The following is an 18,032-nucleotide window of genomic DNA, read 5'->3' as shown; positions in this document are numbered from 1 at the left end:
TGAGTCGATGAACATTGCAGAACTCGGCATTAAGGTCGACTCGGCTGATGCTGCCCAGGCTGCGACCGATCTCGACAAGCTGACCAAAGCCGGTGATCGCGCTGAGCAGTCCGCCGTCGGCCTGATGAAAGAGATGGAGGCGCTGGAGAAGTCGCTGTCGAAAGGCGCGACCACCACGCAGGAACTGGCCAAACAGCGCGAGAGTCTGGCGAAGCTCACCAAGACTGGCGCCTATGGTGAGGCTGAGTTCAGCAAGATCACCGCACAACTCGATAAGCAGCAGGTGGCCCTGGCCAAGTCCACCCTGGACGAGCAGAAGGCTTTGAACAGCCTGCTCGGCGCAATTGATCCTGCCCGTGCGGCCATGGGCAAACTCGACACCCAGGTCGAGCAGTTGGGCAAGCACCTTGATGCCGGCCGGATCAGCCAGGACCAGTACAACGCAGCCCTGGGTAAGATCGACGGCAACTATGCAGCACTGGAGAAAACCGCCACCGGATTTGACCGACTGAAGCTGGGTACCCGCCAGGCGCAGGAAAACGTCGTTCAGCTGGGCAACGCGTTGTCGTCCGGTGATTGGGGCAGCGGCGTGCGCGCCGTGGCTCAACTGGGCGCAGGTGCTGGCGCTTCTGCTGCTGGCTTGCTTGCCATCCTTGCTCCGATCGCCCTGGCCACTGCCGCCGTCGGTGCTCTGGCTGTTGCCTATTACAAGGGCAGCGAAGAGCAGGATGCGTACAACAAGGGGCTGGTCCTCACTGGCAACTCCGCTGGCCTGAGCTCCGAGCAGCTGGGCGAAATGGCGCGGCAGGTCAGCGCGACCGTGGGGACTACTGGTCAAGCTGCTGCTGTCCTCGCGCTGCTGGCTGGCAATGGCAAGATCGCAGGCGAGAGTTTCACCGGCATTACCCTGGCCGCCGTTTCCATGCAGGAAGCGACCGGCAAGGCTGTCAGCGAAACCGTCGCTGAGTTCTCGAAGCTGGCAGACGATCCGGTCAAGGCATCTGCTGCGCTGAACGAGCAGTACCACTACCTGACAGCCTCGGTTTACTCGCAGATTGCCGCTCTGGAAGAGCAGGGCGACCATGCGGGCGCCGTGAAGCTGGCGACCGAGCAGTACGCGGACGCGATCAACGAGCGCACGCCAAAAATTCTCGAAAACCTGAGCTTCTGGGAAAAGGGTTACAACGCTGTCGCGCGGGCTGCGGACAATCTGAAGAACATCGGCCGGCCAGATATCGATGCTGATATTGAGCAGGCCCGGCGCAATCTCGCATCGGCCGAATCCGGCGATGTCGGCTCGTTCCAAAACCAGAAAGAGATGGTTGAGGTCTACAGCAACCAGCTCAACATGCTGGAAGATCAGAAGGCCGCGGCGGCCGACATTGCCAAATACGACGGTGAGCAGGCAAAGGCACAGCAAAGCGCAGTCGTGGCGATGTCCAAAGTGGACGCGATCACCAAGTCTTCGCTGACCAACGAGCAGAAGCGCGCCGAGGCGATTAAGGATTACAAGAAAAGCCTTGATGATATCCGGAAGGTCGACCCGAAAGACTCGCGGCTTGATCCGGCAGCAGTCGCCAAGAACATGGCGAATCTCAACGATAAGTTCAAGGATCCGAAAGCTGCCGCTGGTAGCGTCGATACAACTGGCTTCAACAACGCGAAGAATGCATTAGCCGAAACCCTGGCCTACTACAAAAACGCGGACAAGGAGCTCGAAGCCTCGCAACGTGCCGGGGTTATCTCTCAGGCCAGCTACACCGAGCAGCGTGTCAGCCTACTGAAGCAACAGTCGGAAGAGGTTGCGCAGAGTTACCAGTCGGAAATCGATGCACTCGAAGCGGCCAAGGCCAAAAAGGGCACGACTGCGGCGCAGGTCATCCAGATCGATCAGAAGATCGCCGACGCCCGCAGCGCCATGGTCAAGGCGCAGCAGGATAGCGACAGCGAACTGTCGATCATCGCCACCAACGAAGAAGGGCGCCTGCGCAAGCAGACTCTGGCCGTCAACACGTACACCAGCGCACTGCAGCAACAGGTCGAGACGCTTCGGCAGCAGGGCCTGCGTGCGGCTTCAGGCCTTGGCCAGGGGGATCGGCAACGTGGGCTGACGGATCAGCAGAACGGTATCGACGATCGCTTCAACCAGCAGCGTCTGGAACTGGCCAGCCAGTACGGCGACGGCTCGCGCGGCATGAGCCTCGATGAGTACACCCAGAAGCTAGCTGCGCTGAAAACCACCCAGCAGGATCTGCACGACACCGTGCAATCCAACTACGAGGAGATGACCGCAGCTCAGGGCAACTGGAGCGCGGGCGCGTCGTCGGCGTGGCAGAACTACCTGGAGTCAGCGCGGGATGTTGCCGGGCAGACCAAAAGTCTGTTCACGAATTCCTTCAGCTCGATGGAGGACGCAATCGTCAACTTCGCCATGACTGGGAAGGCCTCGTTCGGTGATTTCGCGAAGTCGATAATTGCAGACATGGCGCGCATAGCTACTCGGCAGGCGAGCTCGGCTTTGCTTGGCAGCTTGGTGGGCGCCGCAACGAGCTACTTCGTTGGTGGTGGCGGTAACGGGCTTGCTTCCGGTTCTGCCGGTGCTGCGTCGTCGGCCGCAGGAGCGTCTCAGGCTGGATACACCAACGTCGACTTCTCTGGGTACCGAGCGGCCGGCGGCCCTGTCTCCCCCAACTCTCTGTACGAGGTCAACGAACTGGGGCCGGAGCTGTACAACGAAGGCGGCCGGTCATTCCTCATGACGGGCGCGAATGGCGGCAGCGTTACGCCGCTGACATCTGGCGGCGGACCTGGTGTCGCTGCACTCGGTGGCTCTGGTGGCGGAACAACGATCAGCGTGCAAGTCATGGTGGCCAGCGATGGATCAACCGGCTCCACGACTGACGATCCTGCTTACCAGCAGTTCGGCAAGGACTTGGCCGACTTCGTCGATCAACGTTATCAGAAGCTCGTCAGTCAGGACCTGAGGCAGGGCGGGAAAATCAACAGGGCCATTAAGGGGTGATCCATGGCAATTGAGCGATTCACCTGGCAAATCGAAAAGGGTGCAACTGGCGATATCAAACAGCGCACCCGGTCCAAGCAGTTTGGCGATGGCTATGAACAATCGGTCTCTGACGGGATAAACAACAAGGTGCAGTCCTGGCCCATTAGCCATACCGGCAGTGCGGAGCGGATCAAGGAAATTATCACCTTCCTCGATCGTCACAAGGGCGCGAAAGCATTCCTGTGGACGCCGCCTCTCGGCGAGCTTGGTCTCTACAAGTGCCCGAATGGCTACCAGCCTTCACATAAGGGCGGTTCGGTTTACACGCTGACCGCCACCTTCGAACAAACCTTTCACCCCTAAGGGAAACCCTGATGGCTTTGATAACAGACATCCAGAAGCTGGAGCCCGGCGGCGAGATTCGTCTGTTTGAAATCGACGGCACGGAATATGGCGCGGATTTCTTGCGCTTCCATGCTCACGCGATCCCGCACACACCAGAGGAATTGCTGGCGTATGAAGGTTCGGTCGAAGAGCTTCCTGCGAAATCGATCTGGTGGCAGGGAAATGAGTACGCGGCCTGGCCGGTGCAGATCGAAGGCATCGGCGCCGACAGTAATGGCAGCGCGACTCGGCCCACTTTCATGGCCGGTAACGTGAACGGTCGCATCACCGCGCTGTGCCTGGCCTTCGACGACCTGCTGAAATTTCAGCTGACCGTGCGCGAGACCATGGCGCAGTACCTGGACGCCGTGAACTTTCCTGAAGGCAATCCGACCGCAGACCCGACACAAGAGGCACTGGAAATCTGGTTCATCGACCAGAAGACCGGTGAGGATGGCGAGGTCGTGCAGTGGGATCTGTCGTCACCCGGTGAGATCGATAACCACGGGTTGCCCGGGCGCCAAATGACGACCTTCTGCCACTGGGCAATGACAGGCGGTTACCGCGGCCCTAACTGCGGCTACACCGGCGGCGCGATGTTTGATGACGACGACAATCCTACTGACGACCCCAGCAAGGACGAGTGCAAAGGCGGGCTCAAATCCTGCAAATTGCGCTTCGGCGAGAACAACCAACTTCCCCACGGTGGGTTCCCCGCTGTTTCCCTGATCGCACGGAGCTGACCATGCGCAAGCACATCTTGAGCGCCATGGAGGCGCATGCGGCCGCCCAACACCCAAAGGAAGCATGCGGCCTTGTGGTGGTGATCGGGCGCAAGCAGAAGTACTTCCCGTGTCGGAACGTCGCGACCGAGCCGACCGAAGAATTTCGGATCGAACCGGAGGATTACGCTGCGGCGGAAGACATGGGCGAGGTGATTGGGATCTTTCATTCGCACCCAGACGCCACCAGCAGGCCTTCGCCGCGCGACCTCGCGATGTGTGAAGCGACAGCGATGCCGTGGCACATTCTGAGCTGGCCCGAAGGCGACCTGCGCACCGTGTTGCCTACCGGCGATGTCCCTTTGCTGAAGCGACCTTTCGTGCACGGTGCTTGGGACTGCTGGCAGGTCTGCGCCGATTGGTACAAACGCGAGTGGAATCTTGAGTTCGAAGCCTTCAAGCGCGCTGATGGTTGGTGGGAAAGCACCGACAACGCCAGTCTTTACGAGGCGAACTACGAGGCGGCCGGGTTCTATAAGGTCGACCAGCCGCAACGCGGCGACATGATCGTAATGGAAGTTGGGCGGACGGTTTACCCCAACCATGCCGGGATTTTCCTCGGAGCTGAGCCGGAGTTACCAGGTGAGGAGTCGGCCACCTTCGGGCCAGGTCCGTTCCTACTGCACCATCTATATGGGCGTCCGAGTGAAATAATCGTTTTTGGCGGCCCGTGGTTTGATCGCACACGCCTGATCCTCAGGCACCAAGACGCACAAACAGCCACATGATGCGGCCAGGCCGCGAGAGAGAAAATATGAAAAAGAAAATTGATCGAGCCCAGATTGGCAGTGTTATTTGTGCAAAAGAATCCAAAGATGGAAAGCCTGCGTGGATATTGATTGAGGATGGAAGCATCCTTATCTCCGAGCAGGCAGTAACGGACGCAACCATCCAATCGTTACGAATCAGAGCTTAGATTTGCTCGCCATGCTTTCCAGTTCCTCGCTCGAAACAATGGTGGGTAAAGGCTTACCCGGGAAACATGTCTCCCAGACCTGCATGGCAATCTCATCTCCGCTTCCGTCTCGGCGAGATGCATATACGGCCGCGCCCAAAAATGCTTGGGCCGCATCAGGTTGGGTGTATGCGAGTGCGCGCGCCAAGGCGAGCACCAGATTTGCCAGCTGAGGAACTGCTTTCTCTTCAGTGTTACCAGTCACATTGACCTCCTAGGTCCTATCCGCGCCGAAATTGGCGCAATCCCAGTCCTTGGGCTTGCAGGCAGAGGACGGGGAAATCCGTTGCGTGGAGGCAGGAGGCTACTACGGAGGGAGATGGGGTGTTACTGGCGTTACATCCACGCTGGATGGACTAACAGCAATGAGATAGATTGTGTGATTTTTTGGGGGAGGCATGGAAGAACAACGCATTCACTTGGATCTGACCCATGGTCATGAGAAAGCAGACAAGCTAAATGAATCCGATCCGAAAGATCGTTTCGATGATACGAAGTGGAGTGGATGCTACGAACTGCATATCATAAAGCGGGGTGCTGACCAGATAGGTTTTTGTGTGATCGCCCTCAATGGGCGCCCCGAAGTTGCCAAGTTTTTTATCTGCCCGCTTTTTCGCAAATCCGGTTTTGCTGTCGCTGCAGCGCACTCAGTGTTTTCGTATATTGAGAGAACGCACGGCACCATTTATTCTCTCCAGGTGCGACAAAACGATGATCGTGCGTGGAGCTTCTGGAGCAAAGCAGTGGTAGGGCGAAAGGCTACGCAGTCCGGTTCGAATATTTTGATTGGTGACTGGGAGTGAGTCTGGCGCTCCAGATGTCATTGTGCTGGCCCAGCCCCCCCCCCCCCCGCTGGGCTTTTAGCATCTGGCGTTATCAGCCTCAGTAGCCGCAATGAGTCAGGGGTTGTTGACTTGAGCATAATCCTTCACCCTCTGAGCCTGATGATTCCGCATAGGATATTGAGATGATCCAAACGTATTTGCAGGGGCGCTGGGGAGTATTCAAGAATAATTCAGACGAAGAGCCGATTGCGCTTCTTATAGACGGGACTGGCGTGCCTTTTAAGGCGGGAGGTCCAGTCTTTCAAGTGGTTGACAGTCGCTTGGTTGATTCAAAGGGTTTCGGCGGGCCCTTGGCCGCGTTCAATACTGGGTGGGTGGTAAACTACGGCGTTAATGATTTGGGGCATTTCCTGAAGATGCTGCCCTGATAGACAAGAAAGAAAAAAGAAGCCCGCTGATGCGGGCTTTTTCGTTTCTGACGGGCATGAAAAAATCGCGGCTGACCGGGCTATTCTTGGATTACTTCAGGCTGCTTATCGAGAAGTGCGAGAAGCATCTGGTCGTGTGACGCCCGTGTTGCCCTATAGAACATGCACCGATCTAGAAGTATCCGTTTCATGCTCCGAGCCGACGCAAGGTGCCTGGGCTCGACGGAGAACGTCGCGGTCTTGCCGCTGCTACTGTCGGTCACTTCCAGGTTGTATCGCCCAATCAAGCCGTCGTCTCGTTTGGTGTGGCCGAGGCATTTGAAGTTGAAAGGGGTGTCTGTCATGCCGTTCTCCCAATTCAGAGTGTGGATGTTCCTATCTTCGGCTCGTAAGGGGCTGGGCTCTAACTTTTCGTCGCGGGAAAACGCTTACGCGGCTTTGGCCCTTTAGGGGTAGCGGTTAAGCCCACCATCGTGTCGAGATCCTGAAGCGCTTTGAAGGCCCGGTGTAATGCTTCACTAACATTTTTGTCCAGGCCAGAAGCTGGCATCTGGTGCGCTTCATCGACAGCAATGAGCTTTTGCTTGTCGATCTTGAAGGTGACTCCAGGATCGCCAGCAGGCTGGGTATAAAAGACGCTTTCAGGGTCCATCCGGTCGAGATCACATACACCCATATCGTCCGGCTCAGTAAAGCTTCGCTCCAGTCGCGCAAGTATTTCTGCGGTAGCAGACCGTTTGTTCTGTTTTGCGGCTGTCATTACCCAATCGCGAAGTGACTCGGGTATGCGCAAATTGAATTGCGGGTCGGTTCGGCTCATGTCAACTCGGTCAATCAAATGTTTACTGGGTTTACCGAGAGAATGCATCACCGTGGTATTGACGGCAATGCATCACCGTTATACATTTGATTGTGCACAACGGTGATGCACACGGAGTTTTGATATGGCGAGAAAAGATCCGCAATTCAATTTACGGCTTCCAGAGGAGTTGAAGCAGTGGCTGGAAAACCAAGCGCAAGAAAACTGCCGCTCACAAACAGCGGAAATCGTTTTTCGATTGATGGAGGAGAAGAGGCGGCAGGAGCAGGCGGCAGCCTGAAACGAAGAAGCCCCGGCTTGCAGGCCAGGGCTTCAGGTAACGAGTTCAACTACCAGGAAGAAAACGTCATGTCGAATAATAGCACAGCAGTATCCAATGTCATCCCGTTCGATTTCCGCGGGCACAGCGTCCGCACCGTGACCATCGCCGGTGAGCCATGGTTCGTGGCATCAGATGTGTGTCGGGTGCTGGAAGTCGTCAACACCACCCAAGCTATGCAGGCACTGGATGATGACGAACGGTCTATGTTCAACATAGGCCGTCAAGGCGAAGCCAATATAGTCAATGAATCCGGTCTGTACACGCTGATCCTGCGCAGCCGTGATGCCGTAAAGAAAGGTAGTAAACCGCACGCTTTTCGCAAATGGGTTACCGCTGAGGTGCTGCCAGCGATCCGCAAACACGGCCGATATGAAGACTCAGAGGGCGTAATGACGCCGATGGTTGATGATCTTCTTGGTAAGCCTGGCGCTATGCGACTGAGCAACGTGATGCGCTGCCGTGTTGCCAAGCTGGATGCTGAGCATCAGCGTAGTGCGACCGCCAAGTTGGCATCAGCTGTACATGCTTGCTTCGGTGTTCCTCGAATTGAGTTGATACCGAACTCTCAATTCGACGCTGCCGCCAACTTCGTTGCCAGCTACGCCATTGAGGGCGAATACATCGCTCGGCAGTCGAGCGTGATCCCGGAGAAGCTTGGCGAATGCGAGCGCTATTTGATCAGCGCCGATCCTAGCGGCAATAAGCAAATCACCGCTGTGCCAATGGATGCGTTCGTTCTCTCGCGGCAGCAATTCATGAAATCGATGCTGGTGGACGGGGACATGCCAGTCTCGACGGCTGAGATGTTCGAGTTCGTAGCGCTTGCGACCGAGAACCTACGCCGCCGCTCACTTTTTCGTGCAGTGAAGGTGGCAGCGTGAATTTCACACTCAACGCTGGCGGCCGCGCCCTGATCCTAATGCCGGAGCGGCAAATTCTGGTCGGTCGCTCCGGCCAACTGATCCGCAAGATCGAAGAAAACTGGCTGATGTTCGTCGAGGGCAAGCGCTACTCGGTCAGCGAGAAAAGCTTGATGCCGCTGGACGGCTTCAATCCTGGCGCAGCAGTCTCGGTTGAGTGGAGGAAAACAGCATGAGCAACATTATTCCGTTCGACTTTCACGGTCATGCTGTCGCCTTTAACGGGGGAGGCTGGATTAATGCCACGCAGGCGGCCAAGCAATTCGGCAAGCTGCCAAATGAATGGCTTCGACTTCCAGAGACGATCGAGTATCTGAAAGCCATGGCGCGTACATGCGGGGAAATCCCGTATGTAAAAACCAGCCGGGCTCGCATGGATCGCGGTGGCGGGACTTGGATTCATCCAAAGCTGGCTGTTGCATTCGCGCGCTGGCTTTCCGCAGATTTTGCAGTTTGGTGTGACCTTCAGATTGACACGCTATTGCATGGTGATCTTGGGATTCGCCAAGAGTACGAGGGTGCATGTCGCGCCCTGGACGATCGGAAAAATCTCGCCAGCGCCCAAGGGAAGGGGCTCGCGGCGTGGCGCTGGCAGAGGCCTGTGCTTGAGCATCGCGTCGAGCATTTGCTGGAACAGCTTCAACTGACGCTGCAGCTCGACGCCGCATAATCTTTCGCGAACCCGAAGAACCCCGCCCATGCGGGGCTTTCGTGTTGCTCCCTTGTTGGTGATAAAGTCTCGCGAAATCACAACGAGGGAACGACATGAAACTGTTCGTAGGGGCTCTGGCCATTGCGTTGTTGGCGGGGTGCTCGTCGGTATCCTCACTAGAGGATGGGGCGCCACAGCTTTCAGCCAACTCAGCAAAAAGCCCAAGGGTTTATGCAAAATGCCTCAATCCAAAATGGCAAGAAATCAATGCTTCAACCACGTCTACAGAAACAGAGAACGGCTACCGTCTTCTCCTCAATCTTGATTTTGTAGGTGCGGCTGTACTGGCTGAAATTGTTCAGTCGAAGACCGGCTCCAATGTGAAAGTCTACAAATCAAGCGCGATACTGGGCTCAGGAAAGTGGGTAGAAGCTGCCCGATCTTGCCTCTAACGGAATTCGAAACGCCGCCGCCTACGGGCGGTTTTTTTATACCTGGAGAAAAGTAATGGCTGCACTCGCTATCGAATATCAACCGATGACTACGATTCTTCTTTACGGACAGCTTCGCCAGTTCGGTCGATCTTTCAGGCTGTCCGTAAGATCGCCTGCCGAAGCAATCAAGGCGCTTTGCGTCCAGATTCCAGGTTTCGAGCGCTTTATCTCGAATGCAAAGTCCAGAGGTATGGAGTTCGCAGTCTTCCGGGGATCGAAAAATCTGGAAGAGAAGGAACTGGGTTACGGGGGCTCTGGCGAGATTCGAATCGCGCCGATTGTTACCGGCAGCAAGCGGGCCGGCATTATCCAGACAGTGGTTGGCGCGGTTTTGATCGCTGCCGGCTATCTTTTAGCTGCACCTACTGGCGGGGCTAGCTTGGCGCTTGTTCCGGTTGGTATCGCGATGGTCGCCGGCGGCGTAATCCAAATGCTCAGCCCTCAACCGAAGGGGCTGAAGACAAGTGCTGCCCCCGAGAACACCCCCGGTTACGCCTTCGGATCTGCAAAAAACACCACTGCCAGCGGCAACCCTGTCCCACTGTGCTACGGCAAGCGTCGGGTGGGTGGGGCGATCATCAGCGCCGCGATTTACGCCGAAGACCAGATGTAGCCACATCACGCACAACATAGCCGCCCATGAGGCGGTTTTTTATTGCCTGGAGAAAAGCATGGGCGCAGCACAGCAGCTTGATATTTACGGTGCCAAAGGCGGATCAGACAAGCCCAAGACCCCGACCGAAGCACCAGACAGCCTGCGCTCGGTGGCCGTGGCCAAGATCCTTATCGCGATGGGTGAAGGGGAGTTTGCCGGCAATCCGACCGCGCAAGACATTTATCTCGACAACACGCCGCTGCAAGACCCTCAGGGCAACATGAACTTCCCGAACGTGAAGTTCGAGTATCGCAACGGCTCTGTTGAGCAGAACTATATCCAAGGCATCCCTTCGGTAGAGAACGAAGCCACCCTAGGCATTGAGCTGCGCAGCGGCACCCCCTGGGTACGGGCGATCAACAATACTGAGCTGTCTGCGGTGCGCCTGCGGTTCGCCTGGCCGGCGCTGCAATCGGTTGATGCCAGCGGCAACGTGAACGGTTACCGGATTGAGTACAAGGTTGAACTGGCCACCGATGGCGGCGCCTATCAGCAGGTGCTGAGCGAGGCCGTCGACGGTAAAACCACCAGCACCTATGAGCGAACCCGCCGCATTGATCTGCCCGCAGCTACCAGTGGCTGGCTGATCCGCGTCACCCGCATTACGCCGAACCAGAACAACAACAAAATCGCCGACACCATGCAGATCGCCGGCTTCACCGAAGTCATCGATGCCAAGCTGCGTTACCCGAATACCGCGCTGCTCTACATCGAATTCTCGGCCGAGCAGTTCCGCAGTATTCCCGCGGTGACTGTCGATACCAAACTGAAAATTATGCCGGTGCCGAGCAACTACAATCCGGAAACTCGGAGCTATACCGGGGTCTGGGACGGCACCTTCAAGCAGGCCTGGACGGACAACCCTGCGTGGATGACCCATGACATCACCGTCAGCGATCGATTCGGTCTTGGCCGGCGGATCAAGCAGTGGCAGGTCGATAAATGGGAGCTGTACCGGATCGCTCAATATTGCGATCAACTGGTACCCGATGGAAAGGGCGGCCAGGAGCCGCGCTTCATTTGCAGTCTGAACCTGCAAGCAAAGGCCGACGCCTGGTCACTGCTGCGCGATATTTCGGCGATCTATCGGGGCATGACCTACTGGGCCCAGGGCCAAGTCTTCACGCTGTCCGATATGCCGCGCGCCACCGACTTCGACTTCGCCTACACCCGGGCTAATGTCATCGACGGCAAGTTCACTTACTCGAGCGCATCGGAACGCACTCGCTACAGCCGAGCCCTGATCAGCTACGACAACCCAGCCAACAACTACGACACTGATGTCACTGCGGTGACGGATGCCAAGCTTCAGCGGCGCTACGGCGACAATCCGCTGGAGATCAGCGCGATAGGTTGCACCCGAGAGTCAGAAGCACAGCGCCGAGGCAAGTGGGCGTTGCTGACCAACTCTAAGGACCGCGCCGTTACGTTCCGGGTCGGTCTCGATGGTCGAATTCCATTGCCTGGCTACGTCATTCCTATTGCTGACGAGCTTCTGGCTGGCCGAGCGATCGGTGGGCGCATTTCGGCTGCGGCTGGCCGTGTCGTTACTTTGGATCGTGATACCCAGGCCAAGACAGGCGATCGGCTGATCCTGAACCTGCCCAATGGCAAGTGTGAGGGGCGCACCGTTCAGTCCGTTGCCGGCCGCGTAGTAACAGTCACTACTGCTTATTCGGTCACGCCCGAGGTGGAACTCGTCTGGGCGCTCGACGCGGACGACCTAGCCGTGCCTTTGTACCGCGTGACGGCCGTGTCTCGGCCTGAACCTGGCGTGTTCGAAATTTCGGCTGTTCAGTACGACCCGAGCAAATTCGCCTACATCGACACCGGCGCGCGCCTGGAAGAACGCCCTATTAGCGTGATCCCGATCACCGTTGTTCCGGCGCCCGCCAGCGTAACGGTCACGTCAAACTCGGTTGTGTCCCAAGGCATCGCCGTCGCCACCATGACCATCGCCTGGCCGGCGGTGAACGGCGCAGTTGGCTACGACGTGGAGTGGCGCAAGGACAGCGGCAATTGGATCAAGCTGCAGCGCAGTGGCATGACCAGTGTCGACGTGGTGGGCATTTACGCCGGGGCCTACGTGGCGCGCGTGCGGGCAGTCAGCGCCTTCGACATCTCATCGATCTGGCGCAACTCGATCCTGACTTACCTCAAGGGCAAAGAGGGCCTTCCACCGGCGCTCAGCTATCTGACGGCCGCGCCGCTGCTGTTCGGTATCTACCTGAAGTGGGGCTTCCCGGCTGGCGCAGAGGACACTCAGCGGACAGAGATTTGGCACGGCCCAACGACCAGTCTTGAGGCTGCGACCAAGCTGACAGACCTGTCGTACCCGCAAAGCGATTTCTCGATGCTGGGCTTGCGTGCGGGGGTGACGCTCTACTTCTGGGGGCGCCTGGTGGACCGAATCGGCAACATCGGCCCGTGGTACCCAATTGGTATGGGTGTGCAGGGCCAGTCGAGCGCCGACGCCTCGGCCATTCTGGAAATGATCTCGGGACAAATCACTGAAACAGAGTTGGGCCAGGACCTGCTGGACCAGATCGAGAAGATTCCTGGTCTTCAGGATCAGCTCGATGAGCTGGACGAAAGCTACGACCCCACAAAGACCTACGTGAAGAACGCGATCGTGCGCTCTGGTCAGCTGCTTTTTCAGGCCAAAGGTCCGGTTCCAATCAACACGCCACCGCCGAACGTCACCTATTGGCTGGACGTGGGGCAGTCGGTTGAAACTGCAAATGGGTTAGCTCAGCAGGTGGCCACCAACACGACTGACATCATCGAGATTGACGGCGCGGTCACTGCACAGGCGACAGCGTTTCAAGCTCTGCGCGCTTCTTTCCGTGATGACGACGGGGAGGGCGAACTGGCTGACGCCCTAAAGGGATGGACCAGCACCGCTGCAATCGCCATGGAAGAAAAGGTGAGGGCGTCGGAAAACGAGGCAACAGCAGGCCGTCTGACCACTTTCGACGCGAAGATCGGCCAGAACGCGGCCAACATCACTGAGCTGGAAGAGGTGGTGGCCACGAACGAGTCTGCGACGGCCACGAAGATCAATCAGCTGAACGTGTCGGTGGGACAAAACACCGCCGCGATTCAGCAGACGTCGACGGCCTACGCCGACACCGCCGGCAAGCTGTCCACGATGTGGTCGGTGAAGATGCAGATCACCGCAGGGGGGCAGTACGTTGCAGCAGGAATCGGCTTGGGCATCGAGAACACCGGTGCCGGCCTGCAAAGCCAGTTCCTGGTGAGTGCCGATCGCTTCGCCATCGTCAACACCATCGCCGGCGGCGCCATCTCGGTTCCGTTTGCGGTACAGGGTGGTCAGGTGTTCATGAACTCGGCGTTTATCGCGGACGGCACCATCACCAACGCCAAGATCGGCAGCTACATCAGCTCGACCAACTACATCGCCGGCCAGCAAGGCTGGATTCTCAATAAAGACGGAACGCTTGAGATCAACGGCATCGTCCCCGGTCAGGGACGGCTGGTGATCAACTCGCTGAACGTCTCGGTCTACGACGCCAACAACGTGTTGCGTGTCCGACTCGGCTATCTGGGGTGAACCATGGCTTCATTTGGCCTACGTGTTTTTGATGAAAGCGGTGGCCTATCCATGGACACCAACAGTTTCACTTACCAGGTGATCTGGCAGGGCGTGATCGACTTCAGTGGAGTCGCGCCCGACTACACGCTGAGTATTCCGGGCTTCAACCCGGCCAACTGCGTGTTCATGATCATTCCGACACGGGCACAGGATGTGCAGTCATCCGAAACCGACGGGAGCGGGAATCAAAAGTCCTATCCGTTTGTCACGACGGCGGTGGGCCAGGTGGTTGTCAGGAGAAAAAATCCATCCGCGAGCGCCGGCACTATCGGCTCAACGGTTGCCGCCAAGGCCTACGCGATAAGGTATTCGACATGACGTATGGGTTTCAGAGCATCAATGACAATTCATTTGTCCAGATCGACTCCGAGGCCCCCAGACTTTGCATGCTCACCAAGGGGGCGTATTCGGGGACTACCAATGCGTCAGGAGTGTTTGCCAGAGCGATCACAAGCCAGGACCCACCGATAGTGTTCATTCGCCCGGATCAGGGGGCGATTCAGGTTCCGATATCGGTGTGGTTCACCGGCGGTCCCGGAAACTGGACCGGGTTCACCATGAAGGCATCCAACGTCAACGCAACGTTAAGTGGTCAGTATTTCGCGGCCGCCTGGGCGTCCATGGGCACAGCAGCCTATGGGTTGCGGTTGTGGGATCAGAACGCGGCGCTTGTTTACGACAGTGGCGCGCCAGCGGTTGTCGTGACCTTCGCGGCAGGAAACTGGACGTACCTCGGAGAGGAGCAACTGACCGTTGGCCACCGGTATTTCTGGGGGATCAACAAGGTGCTCGGCTCAGGCGAGTATGTATCCCTGAACCCTTTCGCCATGAACTGCCACAACAATGCGTCGGGTGGCGGTTGCGCATTGGGCGTCGATTACGCCAACGGCCGGATCATGATGTACAGCCTCGCCACAACTGCCTGGACTGACCAAGGTCACCGCCCATTCCTCTGCGCCAAATTACTGGCCTGACCTCTTCCGCTTCGCACACATTCTTTCTGGAGATACTCAATGCCCTGGTACAAATCAGGAACGGTCTCTGTCGTCCTAAATTCGAACGCCGTTATCGGCGCGGGTACCGCATTCATTGCCAACAGCCGAGTCGGTGATGCCTTTCGCGGTCCGGACGGCGGCTGGTATGAAGTGACCAACATTGCCAGCGACACGGCCTTGTCGATCTCGCCGAACTACCAAGGTGCGAGCAATGCCGCCGGGGTCTACGCGCTGGCGCCCATGCAGGGCTATGTCAAGGATTCAGCTGATGCGCTGCGGGCGCTGGTTAATCAATTTGGCGGCGTTTTAGCGGTACTGGGGACTACCCCAACGGTGCCCGGGGTACGAAGCGCGCTCAGCCTTTCGAATACTGACGGTTTGTCCGAGGGGGTCACCAACAAGTACTTCACCAGTGCAGCAGTTCGCACGACTGCGCTGACAGGACTGGATCTTTCGACTGCTTCCGCGGTGGTCGCGACCGACACAGTTTTGGCTGCGCTCGGCAAACTTCAAGCCGCAAAGGCGGGAAAAGGTGCGAACAGCGACATCACGTCTCTGGCCGGGCTTACGACTGCATTGAGCTTAGTGCAAGGCGGTACTGGCGTTACTTCAATCGCCGCGCTGCTGTCTGCGTTGCAAGCGGCCGGTGCATATGCCAAAGGCAATATTCTCGGAACGGTTTCGCAAACTGGCGGGGTGCCTACTGGGGCTGTCATCGAAAGGGGCAGTAACGCCCAGGGGGAGTTCGTCAAGTTCGCTGACGGAACGATGATTTGCACCTACTCAGGGACGGTGAACTACAGCCTTACCAGCCAGTACGGCAACAACTACCTTGCGGCGGGATCGTGGAATTTCCCTGCTCAGTTTGTGGCCAGCCCCAACCCATGCGGGGCCGCATTCCTCAGTGGCAGGGTCACTTATTTAGCAGCGGCACTCACAAGTTCGAGCTCTTGGAGCTTCTCGGTTGTTGACCCGAACGGAACCCAGGCCTCGGGCTTGTATACGGTCAAACTTACCGCTATCGGGAGATGGTACTAATGAGAATCAAGCTATTGCCGCAGAGACGTGAGGATACCCTTATCGTCAAGAAGACAGGCCGTGTTCTAACGATCAATGGCGAGGACTTCGATTTCTCGTCAATGACGGAAGGTGCCACATTGCCACGCGCTGCGATCATTTCTGAATGGTTCTCGGGTGATGTTGAGATGATCAATTCAGAGCTGATCGTCTCGCTACTGCTTCCGCTGCCGGTTAATTACAGCCCCGAGCAGGCGTTCCCGGTGCCGTTGGAAAATGTGCCGGATGGCCCTGTGGAGTTTCCTGGTCCATTGCCGGGACCGGTAACCGAAACGGAAGCGGAGGGAGAGGTATGAACATCGACTGGTCGCTACTCATCACCAAAGCTATGAAGGACGCTGCTGCTCAAGCAGCTCAACTGGTTGCAGCCAAAGCGGAGTTGTCAGCCAGAAACATAAAAGCGCTGGCGCAGATTGCCCATATCCAGGAGCGCATAGACACGATCGGGTTTGGCATCGAAGTAGGCGAAGCGACCGAGGAAGATGAGGCAGAGCAGGCCGCGCTGCTGATCAATCTCAAAGCGTGGAAAACCTACAAGTTCGCACTGGGCAAAGTCACCGTGCAGCCGACCTGGTACGCCGCGCCGGTTTGGCCAGTTGAGCCCGTGGTACCGGTAATCGTGGCCGACCCCCAAACTGTGGCCGCCGACCTGATCTGACGCGCCACCGCAGCACAACGCAACCCGCCATCGAGCGGGATTTTTTTGTCTGGAGAAAAGTGATGCCTGTCAATCAGCTACAACTTTTACAGATTCTCCCGAACGCCGGCTATAGAGCCGGCGTCTTTGCACCGCTCCTCAATACGGCGATGGGGCGGTTCCAAATCATCGGGACGGAGCGCGTTGCTGCATTCATCGCGCAGATCGGTCACGAGTCCGGTCAACTTCGCTATGTTCGCGAAATCTGGGGGCCCACTCCGGCGCAGATCAGGTACGAGGGACGTACCGATTTAGGTAACACCTTAACCGGCGACGGCTTCAAGTACCGCGGGCGGGGGCTTATTCAAATCACGGGCCGTACCAACTATGCTGAATGCGGCGAAACGCTAGGCGTGGACCTAACTAGCCAGCCGGAGTTACTAGAGCAGCCGCAATACGCTTGCCTGTCAGCTGCATGGTTCTGGGCAAGTAAAGGGCTTAACACTTTGGCTGATGCAGGAAAGTTCGAAACGATCACCCGCCGGATAAATGGCGGGCTCAATGGGCAACAGGATCGGCTGAAGCTATGGGCGAAAGCTTCGGCCGTGCTAATGACGCGCTAATTGGAATACGTCGGCCGTCTAAGCGCTTTGTTTATATTTTACCTTCATCGTGATCGTTCCCTCAGCCCCCGCCTTCATCGAAATATTTACACCTTCTATCGGCGCTTTAAAGTTTAAGCCAGCTTCGTGACTCATGGTGATTTCCATCTCATCTACACCTGAGTCTTTCCCCTCCCGGATTACCTTGGCGGCTGCTTCTGCCTGATTTTCGGGAGTTGCCACGGCACCACCAAAAGCATCCAAACCTTTGCGCATCAGCCAACCTACAGGGTTGAACATTGCAACCTGTTTTAGTGTATTTCGTAGCGTCGCGGGGTCTGTCAGATCGTAATTTTTCATGTGCGGCCTCTGAGTTATGCCTAATGTATCTGCACGGTTGCAGGGAACATTAGCCCACAGTAAGGGTAAGCGAGTGTTCGCGGAGGACGCCAAACAGACGCTGAAGCTCGGGCACCACGTATTCTTCAAGGATGCACCGTGATGACGCCGGTGACCAAGGGTTGATTGCGCTGGCTGCTTGTCAGGCGTACGTCCGGGAGGTCACTGTTGGGAGGTTCATTGACAGTTCTGCTGTTGAGCAGCAGAAGTCGGATGGGGTCAATGAGTTGCCGAGGACCTGGGTACTGGGACGTGATCAAATTTTGAAATCTCTTTGATCCAGAAGCGACGATACTTAGTTTGGTCTGGCGATAGCGGTTTGTGATTTGACCAGGGATGCTCAGTTTTCAAGCTGGCGCGGTACACCTCCCACTCCTTCTCCTCGGCCACTTCCTTGGCCCTTTTCTCATCATCGAACCAGCCAAGTACGTAAACTTCGCCCTGATCCATACCGTGCTCGATCAGTAGATAGATATCTTTCATAAGCTTGAACTCGCTACTACAC

At 57.1% G+C, this 18,032-nt stretch carries 23 protein-coding genes; 19 read left to right on the top strand and 4 right to left on the bottom strand.

Features of this window, described 5'->3' with window-relative positions; genetic code table 11:
- The first annotated feature begins 7 nt into the window (after positions 1-7).
- From AC3IUE_RS19060 to AC3IUE_RS19045, 4 genes are read left to right on the top strand one after another with little or no spacing between them, the layout of a single operon-like run.
- Complete coding sequence (locus AC3IUE_RS19060) at positions 8-3,022, top strand: phage tail tape measure protein (RefSeq protein WP_489263311.1); 3,015 nt, start codon at positions 8-10, stop codon at positions 3,020-3,022.
- 3 nt (positions 3,023-3,025) lie between these two features.
- The gene (locus AC3IUE_RS19055) at positions 3,026-3,367 is read left to right on the top strand and encodes a phage tail protein (RefSeq protein WP_489263310.1); all 342 of its coding nucleotides are present in this window, start codon (positions 3,026-3,028) and stop codon (positions 3,365-3,367) included.
- Between the two features lie 11 nt (positions 3,368-3,378).
- Positions 3,379-4,131 carry a phage minor tail protein L gene (locus AC3IUE_RS19050; RefSeq protein WP_489263309.1) on the top strand — a complete coding sequence of 251 codons (753 nt, stop codon included), beginning with the start codon at positions 3,379-3,381 and terminating at the stop codon, positions 4,129-4,131.
- Positions 4,132-4,133: 2 nt separating this feature from the next.
- Positions 4,134-4,898, top strand: a complete 765-nt coding sequence (locus tag AC3IUE_RS19045) for a C40 family peptidase (protein ID WP_489263308.1) — start codon at positions 4,134-4,136, stop codon at positions 4,896-4,898.
- 177 nt (positions 4,899-5,075) lie between these two features.
- Here AC3IUE_RS19045 and AC3IUE_RS19040 read toward each other — a convergent pair whose 3' ends face one another.
- A complete protein-coding gene (locus AC3IUE_RS19040; RefSeq protein ID WP_489263307.1) occupies positions 5,076-5,330 on the bottom strand; it encodes a hypothetical protein in 255 nt (84 codons plus the stop codon).
- A 193-nt stretch (positions 5,331-5,523) separates the two neighbouring features.
- On the opposite strand from AC3IUE_RS19040, the gene AC3IUE_RS19035 reads away from it, so the two are divergent.
- Together AC3IUE_RS19035 and AC3IUE_RS19030 are read left to right on the top strand one after the other, a co-directional pair.
- Positions 5,524-5,928: a hypothetical protein gene (locus AC3IUE_RS19035; RefSeq protein ID WP_489263306.1), complete on the top strand. Its 405-nt coding sequence runs from the start codon at positions 5,524-5,526 to the stop codon at positions 5,926-5,928.
- Between the two features lie 164 nt (positions 5,929-6,092).
- Positions 6,093-6,338 carry a hypothetical protein gene (locus AC3IUE_RS19030; protein WP_489263305.1) on the top strand — a complete coding sequence of 82 codons (246 nt, stop codon included), beginning with the start codon at positions 6,093-6,095 and terminating at the stop codon, positions 6,336-6,338.
- 403 nt (positions 6,339-6,741) lie between these two features.
- Here the strand turns inward: AC3IUE_RS19030 and AC3IUE_RS19025 are convergent, their stop codons facing one another.
- A complete protein-coding gene (locus AC3IUE_RS19025) occupies positions 6,742-7,158 on the bottom strand; it encodes an Arc family DNA-binding protein (protein ID WP_489263304.1) in 417 nt (138 codons plus the stop codon).
- Positions 7,159-7,282: 124 nt separating this feature from the next.
- Here AC3IUE_RS19025 and AC3IUE_RS19020 point away from each other — a divergent pair, with 124 nt between their 5' ends.
- The 13 genes from AC3IUE_RS19020 (at position 7,283) to AC3IUE_RS18960 (ending at position 17,149) form a co-directional block, all read left to right on the top strand.
- On the top strand, positions 7,283-7,438 hold the full coding sequence (locus AC3IUE_RS19020; protein WP_489263303.1) for an Arc family DNA-binding protein: 156 nt from the start codon (positions 7,283-7,285) through the stop codon (positions 7,436-7,438).
- 68 nt (positions 7,439-7,506) lie between these two features.
- Entirely contained in the window at positions 7,507-8,361 is an 855-nt protein-coding gene (locus AC3IUE_RS19015; RefSeq protein ID WP_489263302.1) for a BRO-N domain-containing protein, read from the top strand.
- A complete protein-coding gene (locus AC3IUE_RS19010; protein WP_489263301.1) occupies positions 8,358-8,576 on the top strand; it encodes a hypothetical protein in 219 nt (72 codons plus the stop codon). Before AC3IUE_RS19015 ends, AC3IUE_RS19010 begins: the two co-directional genes overlap by 4 nt.
- Entirely contained in the window at positions 8,573-9,070 is a 498-nt protein-coding gene (locus AC3IUE_RS19005; RefSeq protein ID WP_489263300.1) for a KilA-N domain-containing protein, read from the top strand. The genes AC3IUE_RS19010 and AC3IUE_RS19005 overlap by 4 nt, the downstream gene beginning before the upstream one ends.
- A 95-nt stretch (positions 9,071-9,165) precedes the next feature.
- On the top strand, positions 9,166-9,504 hold the full coding sequence (locus tag AC3IUE_RS19000) for a hypothetical protein (protein WP_489263299.1): 339 nt from the start codon (positions 9,166-9,168) through the stop codon (positions 9,502-9,504).
- Positions 9,505-9,559: 55 nt separating this feature from the next.
- Positions 9,560-10,159: a tail assembly protein gene (locus AC3IUE_RS18995; RefSeq protein WP_489263298.1), complete on the top strand. Its 600-nt coding sequence runs from the start codon at positions 9,560-9,562 to the stop codon at positions 10,157-10,159.
- Positions 10,160-10,217: 58 nt separating this feature from the next.
- On the top strand, positions 10,218-13,775 hold the full coding sequence (locus AC3IUE_RS18990) for a TipJ family phage tail tip protein (RefSeq protein WP_489263297.1): 3,558 nt from the start codon (positions 10,218-10,220) through the stop codon (positions 13,773-13,775).
- Positions 13,776-13,826: 51 nt separating this feature from the next.
- The gene (locus AC3IUE_RS18985) at positions 13,827-14,135 is read left to right on the top strand and encodes a hypothetical protein (protein ID WP_489263296.1); all 309 of its coding nucleotides are present in this window, start codon (positions 13,827-13,829) and stop codon (positions 14,133-14,135) included.
- Between the two features lie 152 nt (positions 14,136-14,287).
- Entirely contained in the window at positions 14,288-14,791 is a 504-nt protein-coding gene (locus AC3IUE_RS18980; protein ID WP_489263295.1) for a hypothetical protein, read from the top strand.
- Positions 14,792-14,830: 39 nt separating this feature from the next.
- Positions 14,831-15,850 (top strand): phage tail protein, encoded by a 1,020-nt coding sequence (locus tag AC3IUE_RS18975; protein ID WP_489263294.1) that lies wholly within the window; start codon positions 14,831-14,833, stop codon positions 15,848-15,850.
- The gene (locus AC3IUE_RS18970; protein ID WP_489263293.1) at positions 15,850-16,185 is read left to right on the top strand and encodes a hypothetical protein; all 336 of its coding nucleotides are present in this window, start codon (positions 15,850-15,852) and stop codon (positions 16,183-16,185) included. Before AC3IUE_RS18975 ends, AC3IUE_RS18970 begins: the two co-directional genes overlap by 1 nt.
- Positions 16,182-16,547 carry a phage tail protein gene (locus AC3IUE_RS18965; RefSeq protein ID WP_489263292.1) on the top strand — a complete coding sequence of 122 codons (366 nt, stop codon included), beginning with the start codon at positions 16,182-16,184 and terminating at the stop codon, positions 16,545-16,547. Before AC3IUE_RS18970 ends, AC3IUE_RS18965 begins: the two co-directional genes overlap by 4 nt.
- Before the next feature lie 62 nt (positions 16,548-16,609).
- Positions 16,610-17,149 carry a glycoside hydrolase family 19 protein gene (locus AC3IUE_RS18960; protein WP_489263291.1) on the top strand — a complete coding sequence of 180 codons (540 nt, stop codon included), beginning with the start codon at positions 16,610-16,612 and terminating at the stop codon, positions 17,147-17,149.
- 18 nt (positions 17,150-17,167) lie between these two features.
- Here the strand turns inward: AC3IUE_RS18960 and AC3IUE_RS18955 are convergent, their stop codons facing one another.
- Positions 17,168-17,488: a hypothetical protein gene (locus tag AC3IUE_RS18955; RefSeq protein WP_489263290.1), complete on the bottom strand. Its 321-nt coding sequence runs from the start codon at positions 17,486-17,488 to the stop codon at positions 17,168-17,170.
- Between the two features lie 258 nt (positions 17,489-17,746).
- Positions 17,747-18,010 (bottom strand): hypothetical protein, encoded by a 264-nt coding sequence (locus AC3IUE_RS18950; RefSeq protein WP_489263289.1) that lies wholly within the window; start codon positions 18,008-18,010, stop codon positions 17,747-17,749.
- Positions 18,011-18,032 lie beyond the last annotated feature (22 nt).

Source organism: Pseudomonas sp. GL_093 (genome assembly GCF_057837605.1).
Note: the sequence above shows the minus strand (reverse complement) of the source record. Positions and strands in the feature narration are given on the sequence as shown.

Coding starts and splice junctions, on each gene's coding strand:
- AC3IUE_RS19060 (WP_489263311.1), top strand. CDS start 8: ATGAACATTGCAGAACTCGGCATTAAGGTCGACTCGGCTGATGCTGCC.
- AC3IUE_RS19055 (WP_489263310.1), top strand. CDS start 3,026: ATGGCAATTGAGCGATTCACCTGGCAAATCGAAAAGGGTGCAACTGGC.
- AC3IUE_RS19050 (WP_489263309.1), top strand. CDS start 3,379: ATGGCTTTGATAACAGACATCCAGAAGCTGGAGCCCGGCGGCGAGATT.
- AC3IUE_RS19045 (WP_489263308.1), top strand. CDS start 4,134: ATGCGCAAGCACATCTTGAGCGCCATGGAGGCGCATGCGGCCGCCCAA.
- AC3IUE_RS19035 (WP_489263306.1), top strand. CDS start 5,524: ATGGAAGAACAACGCATTCACTTGGATCTGACCCATGGTCATGAGAAA.
- AC3IUE_RS19030 (WP_489263305.1), top strand. CDS start 6,093: ATGATCCAAACGTATTTGCAGGGGCGCTGGGGAGTATTCAAGAATAAT.
- AC3IUE_RS19025 (WP_489263304.1), bottom strand. CDS start 7,158: ATGAGCCGAACCGACCCGCAATTCAATTTGCGCATACCCGAGTCACTT.
- AC3IUE_RS19020 (WP_489263303.1), top strand. CDS start 7,283: ATGGCGAGAAAAGATCCGCAATTCAATTTACGGCTTCCAGAGGAGTTG.
- AC3IUE_RS19015 (WP_489263302.1), top strand. CDS start 7,507: ATGTCGAATAATAGCACAGCAGTATCCAATGTCATCCCGTTCGATTTC.
- AC3IUE_RS19005 (WP_489263300.1), top strand. CDS start 8,573: ATGAGCAACATTATTCCGTTCGACTTTCACGGTCATGCTGTCGCCTTT.
- AC3IUE_RS19000 (WP_489263299.1), top strand. CDS start 9,166: ATGAAACTGTTCGTAGGGGCTCTGGCCATTGCGTTGTTGGCGGGGTGC.
- AC3IUE_RS18995 (WP_489263298.1), top strand. CDS start 9,560: ATGGCTGCACTCGCTATCGAATATCAACCGATGACTACGATTCTTCTT.
- AC3IUE_RS18990 (WP_489263297.1), top strand. CDS start 10,218: ATGGGCGCAGCACAGCAGCTTGATATTTACGGTGCCAAAGGCGGATCA.
- AC3IUE_RS18985 (WP_489263296.1), top strand. CDS start 13,827: ATGGACACCAACAGTTTCACTTACCAGGTGATCTGGCAGGGCGTGATC.
- AC3IUE_RS18975 (WP_489263294.1), top strand. CDS start 14,831: ATGCCCTGGTACAAATCAGGAACGGTCTCTGTCGTCCTAAATTCGAAC.
- AC3IUE_RS18970 (WP_489263293.1), top strand. CDS start 15,850: ATGAGAATCAAGCTATTGCCGCAGAGACGTGAGGATACCCTTATCGTC.
- AC3IUE_RS18965 (WP_489263292.1), top strand. CDS start 16,182: ATGAACATCGACTGGTCGCTACTCATCACCAAAGCTATGAAGGACGCT.
- AC3IUE_RS18960 (WP_489263291.1), top strand. CDS start 16,610: ATGCCTGTCAATCAGCTACAACTTTTACAGATTCTCCCGAACGCCGGC.
- AC3IUE_RS18955 (WP_489263290.1), bottom strand. CDS start 17,488: ATGAAAAATTACGATCTGACAGACCCCGCGACGCTACGAAATACACTA.
- AC3IUE_RS18950 (WP_489263289.1), bottom strand. CDS start 18,010: ATGAAAGATATCTATCTACTGATCGAGCACGGTATGGATCAGGGCGAA.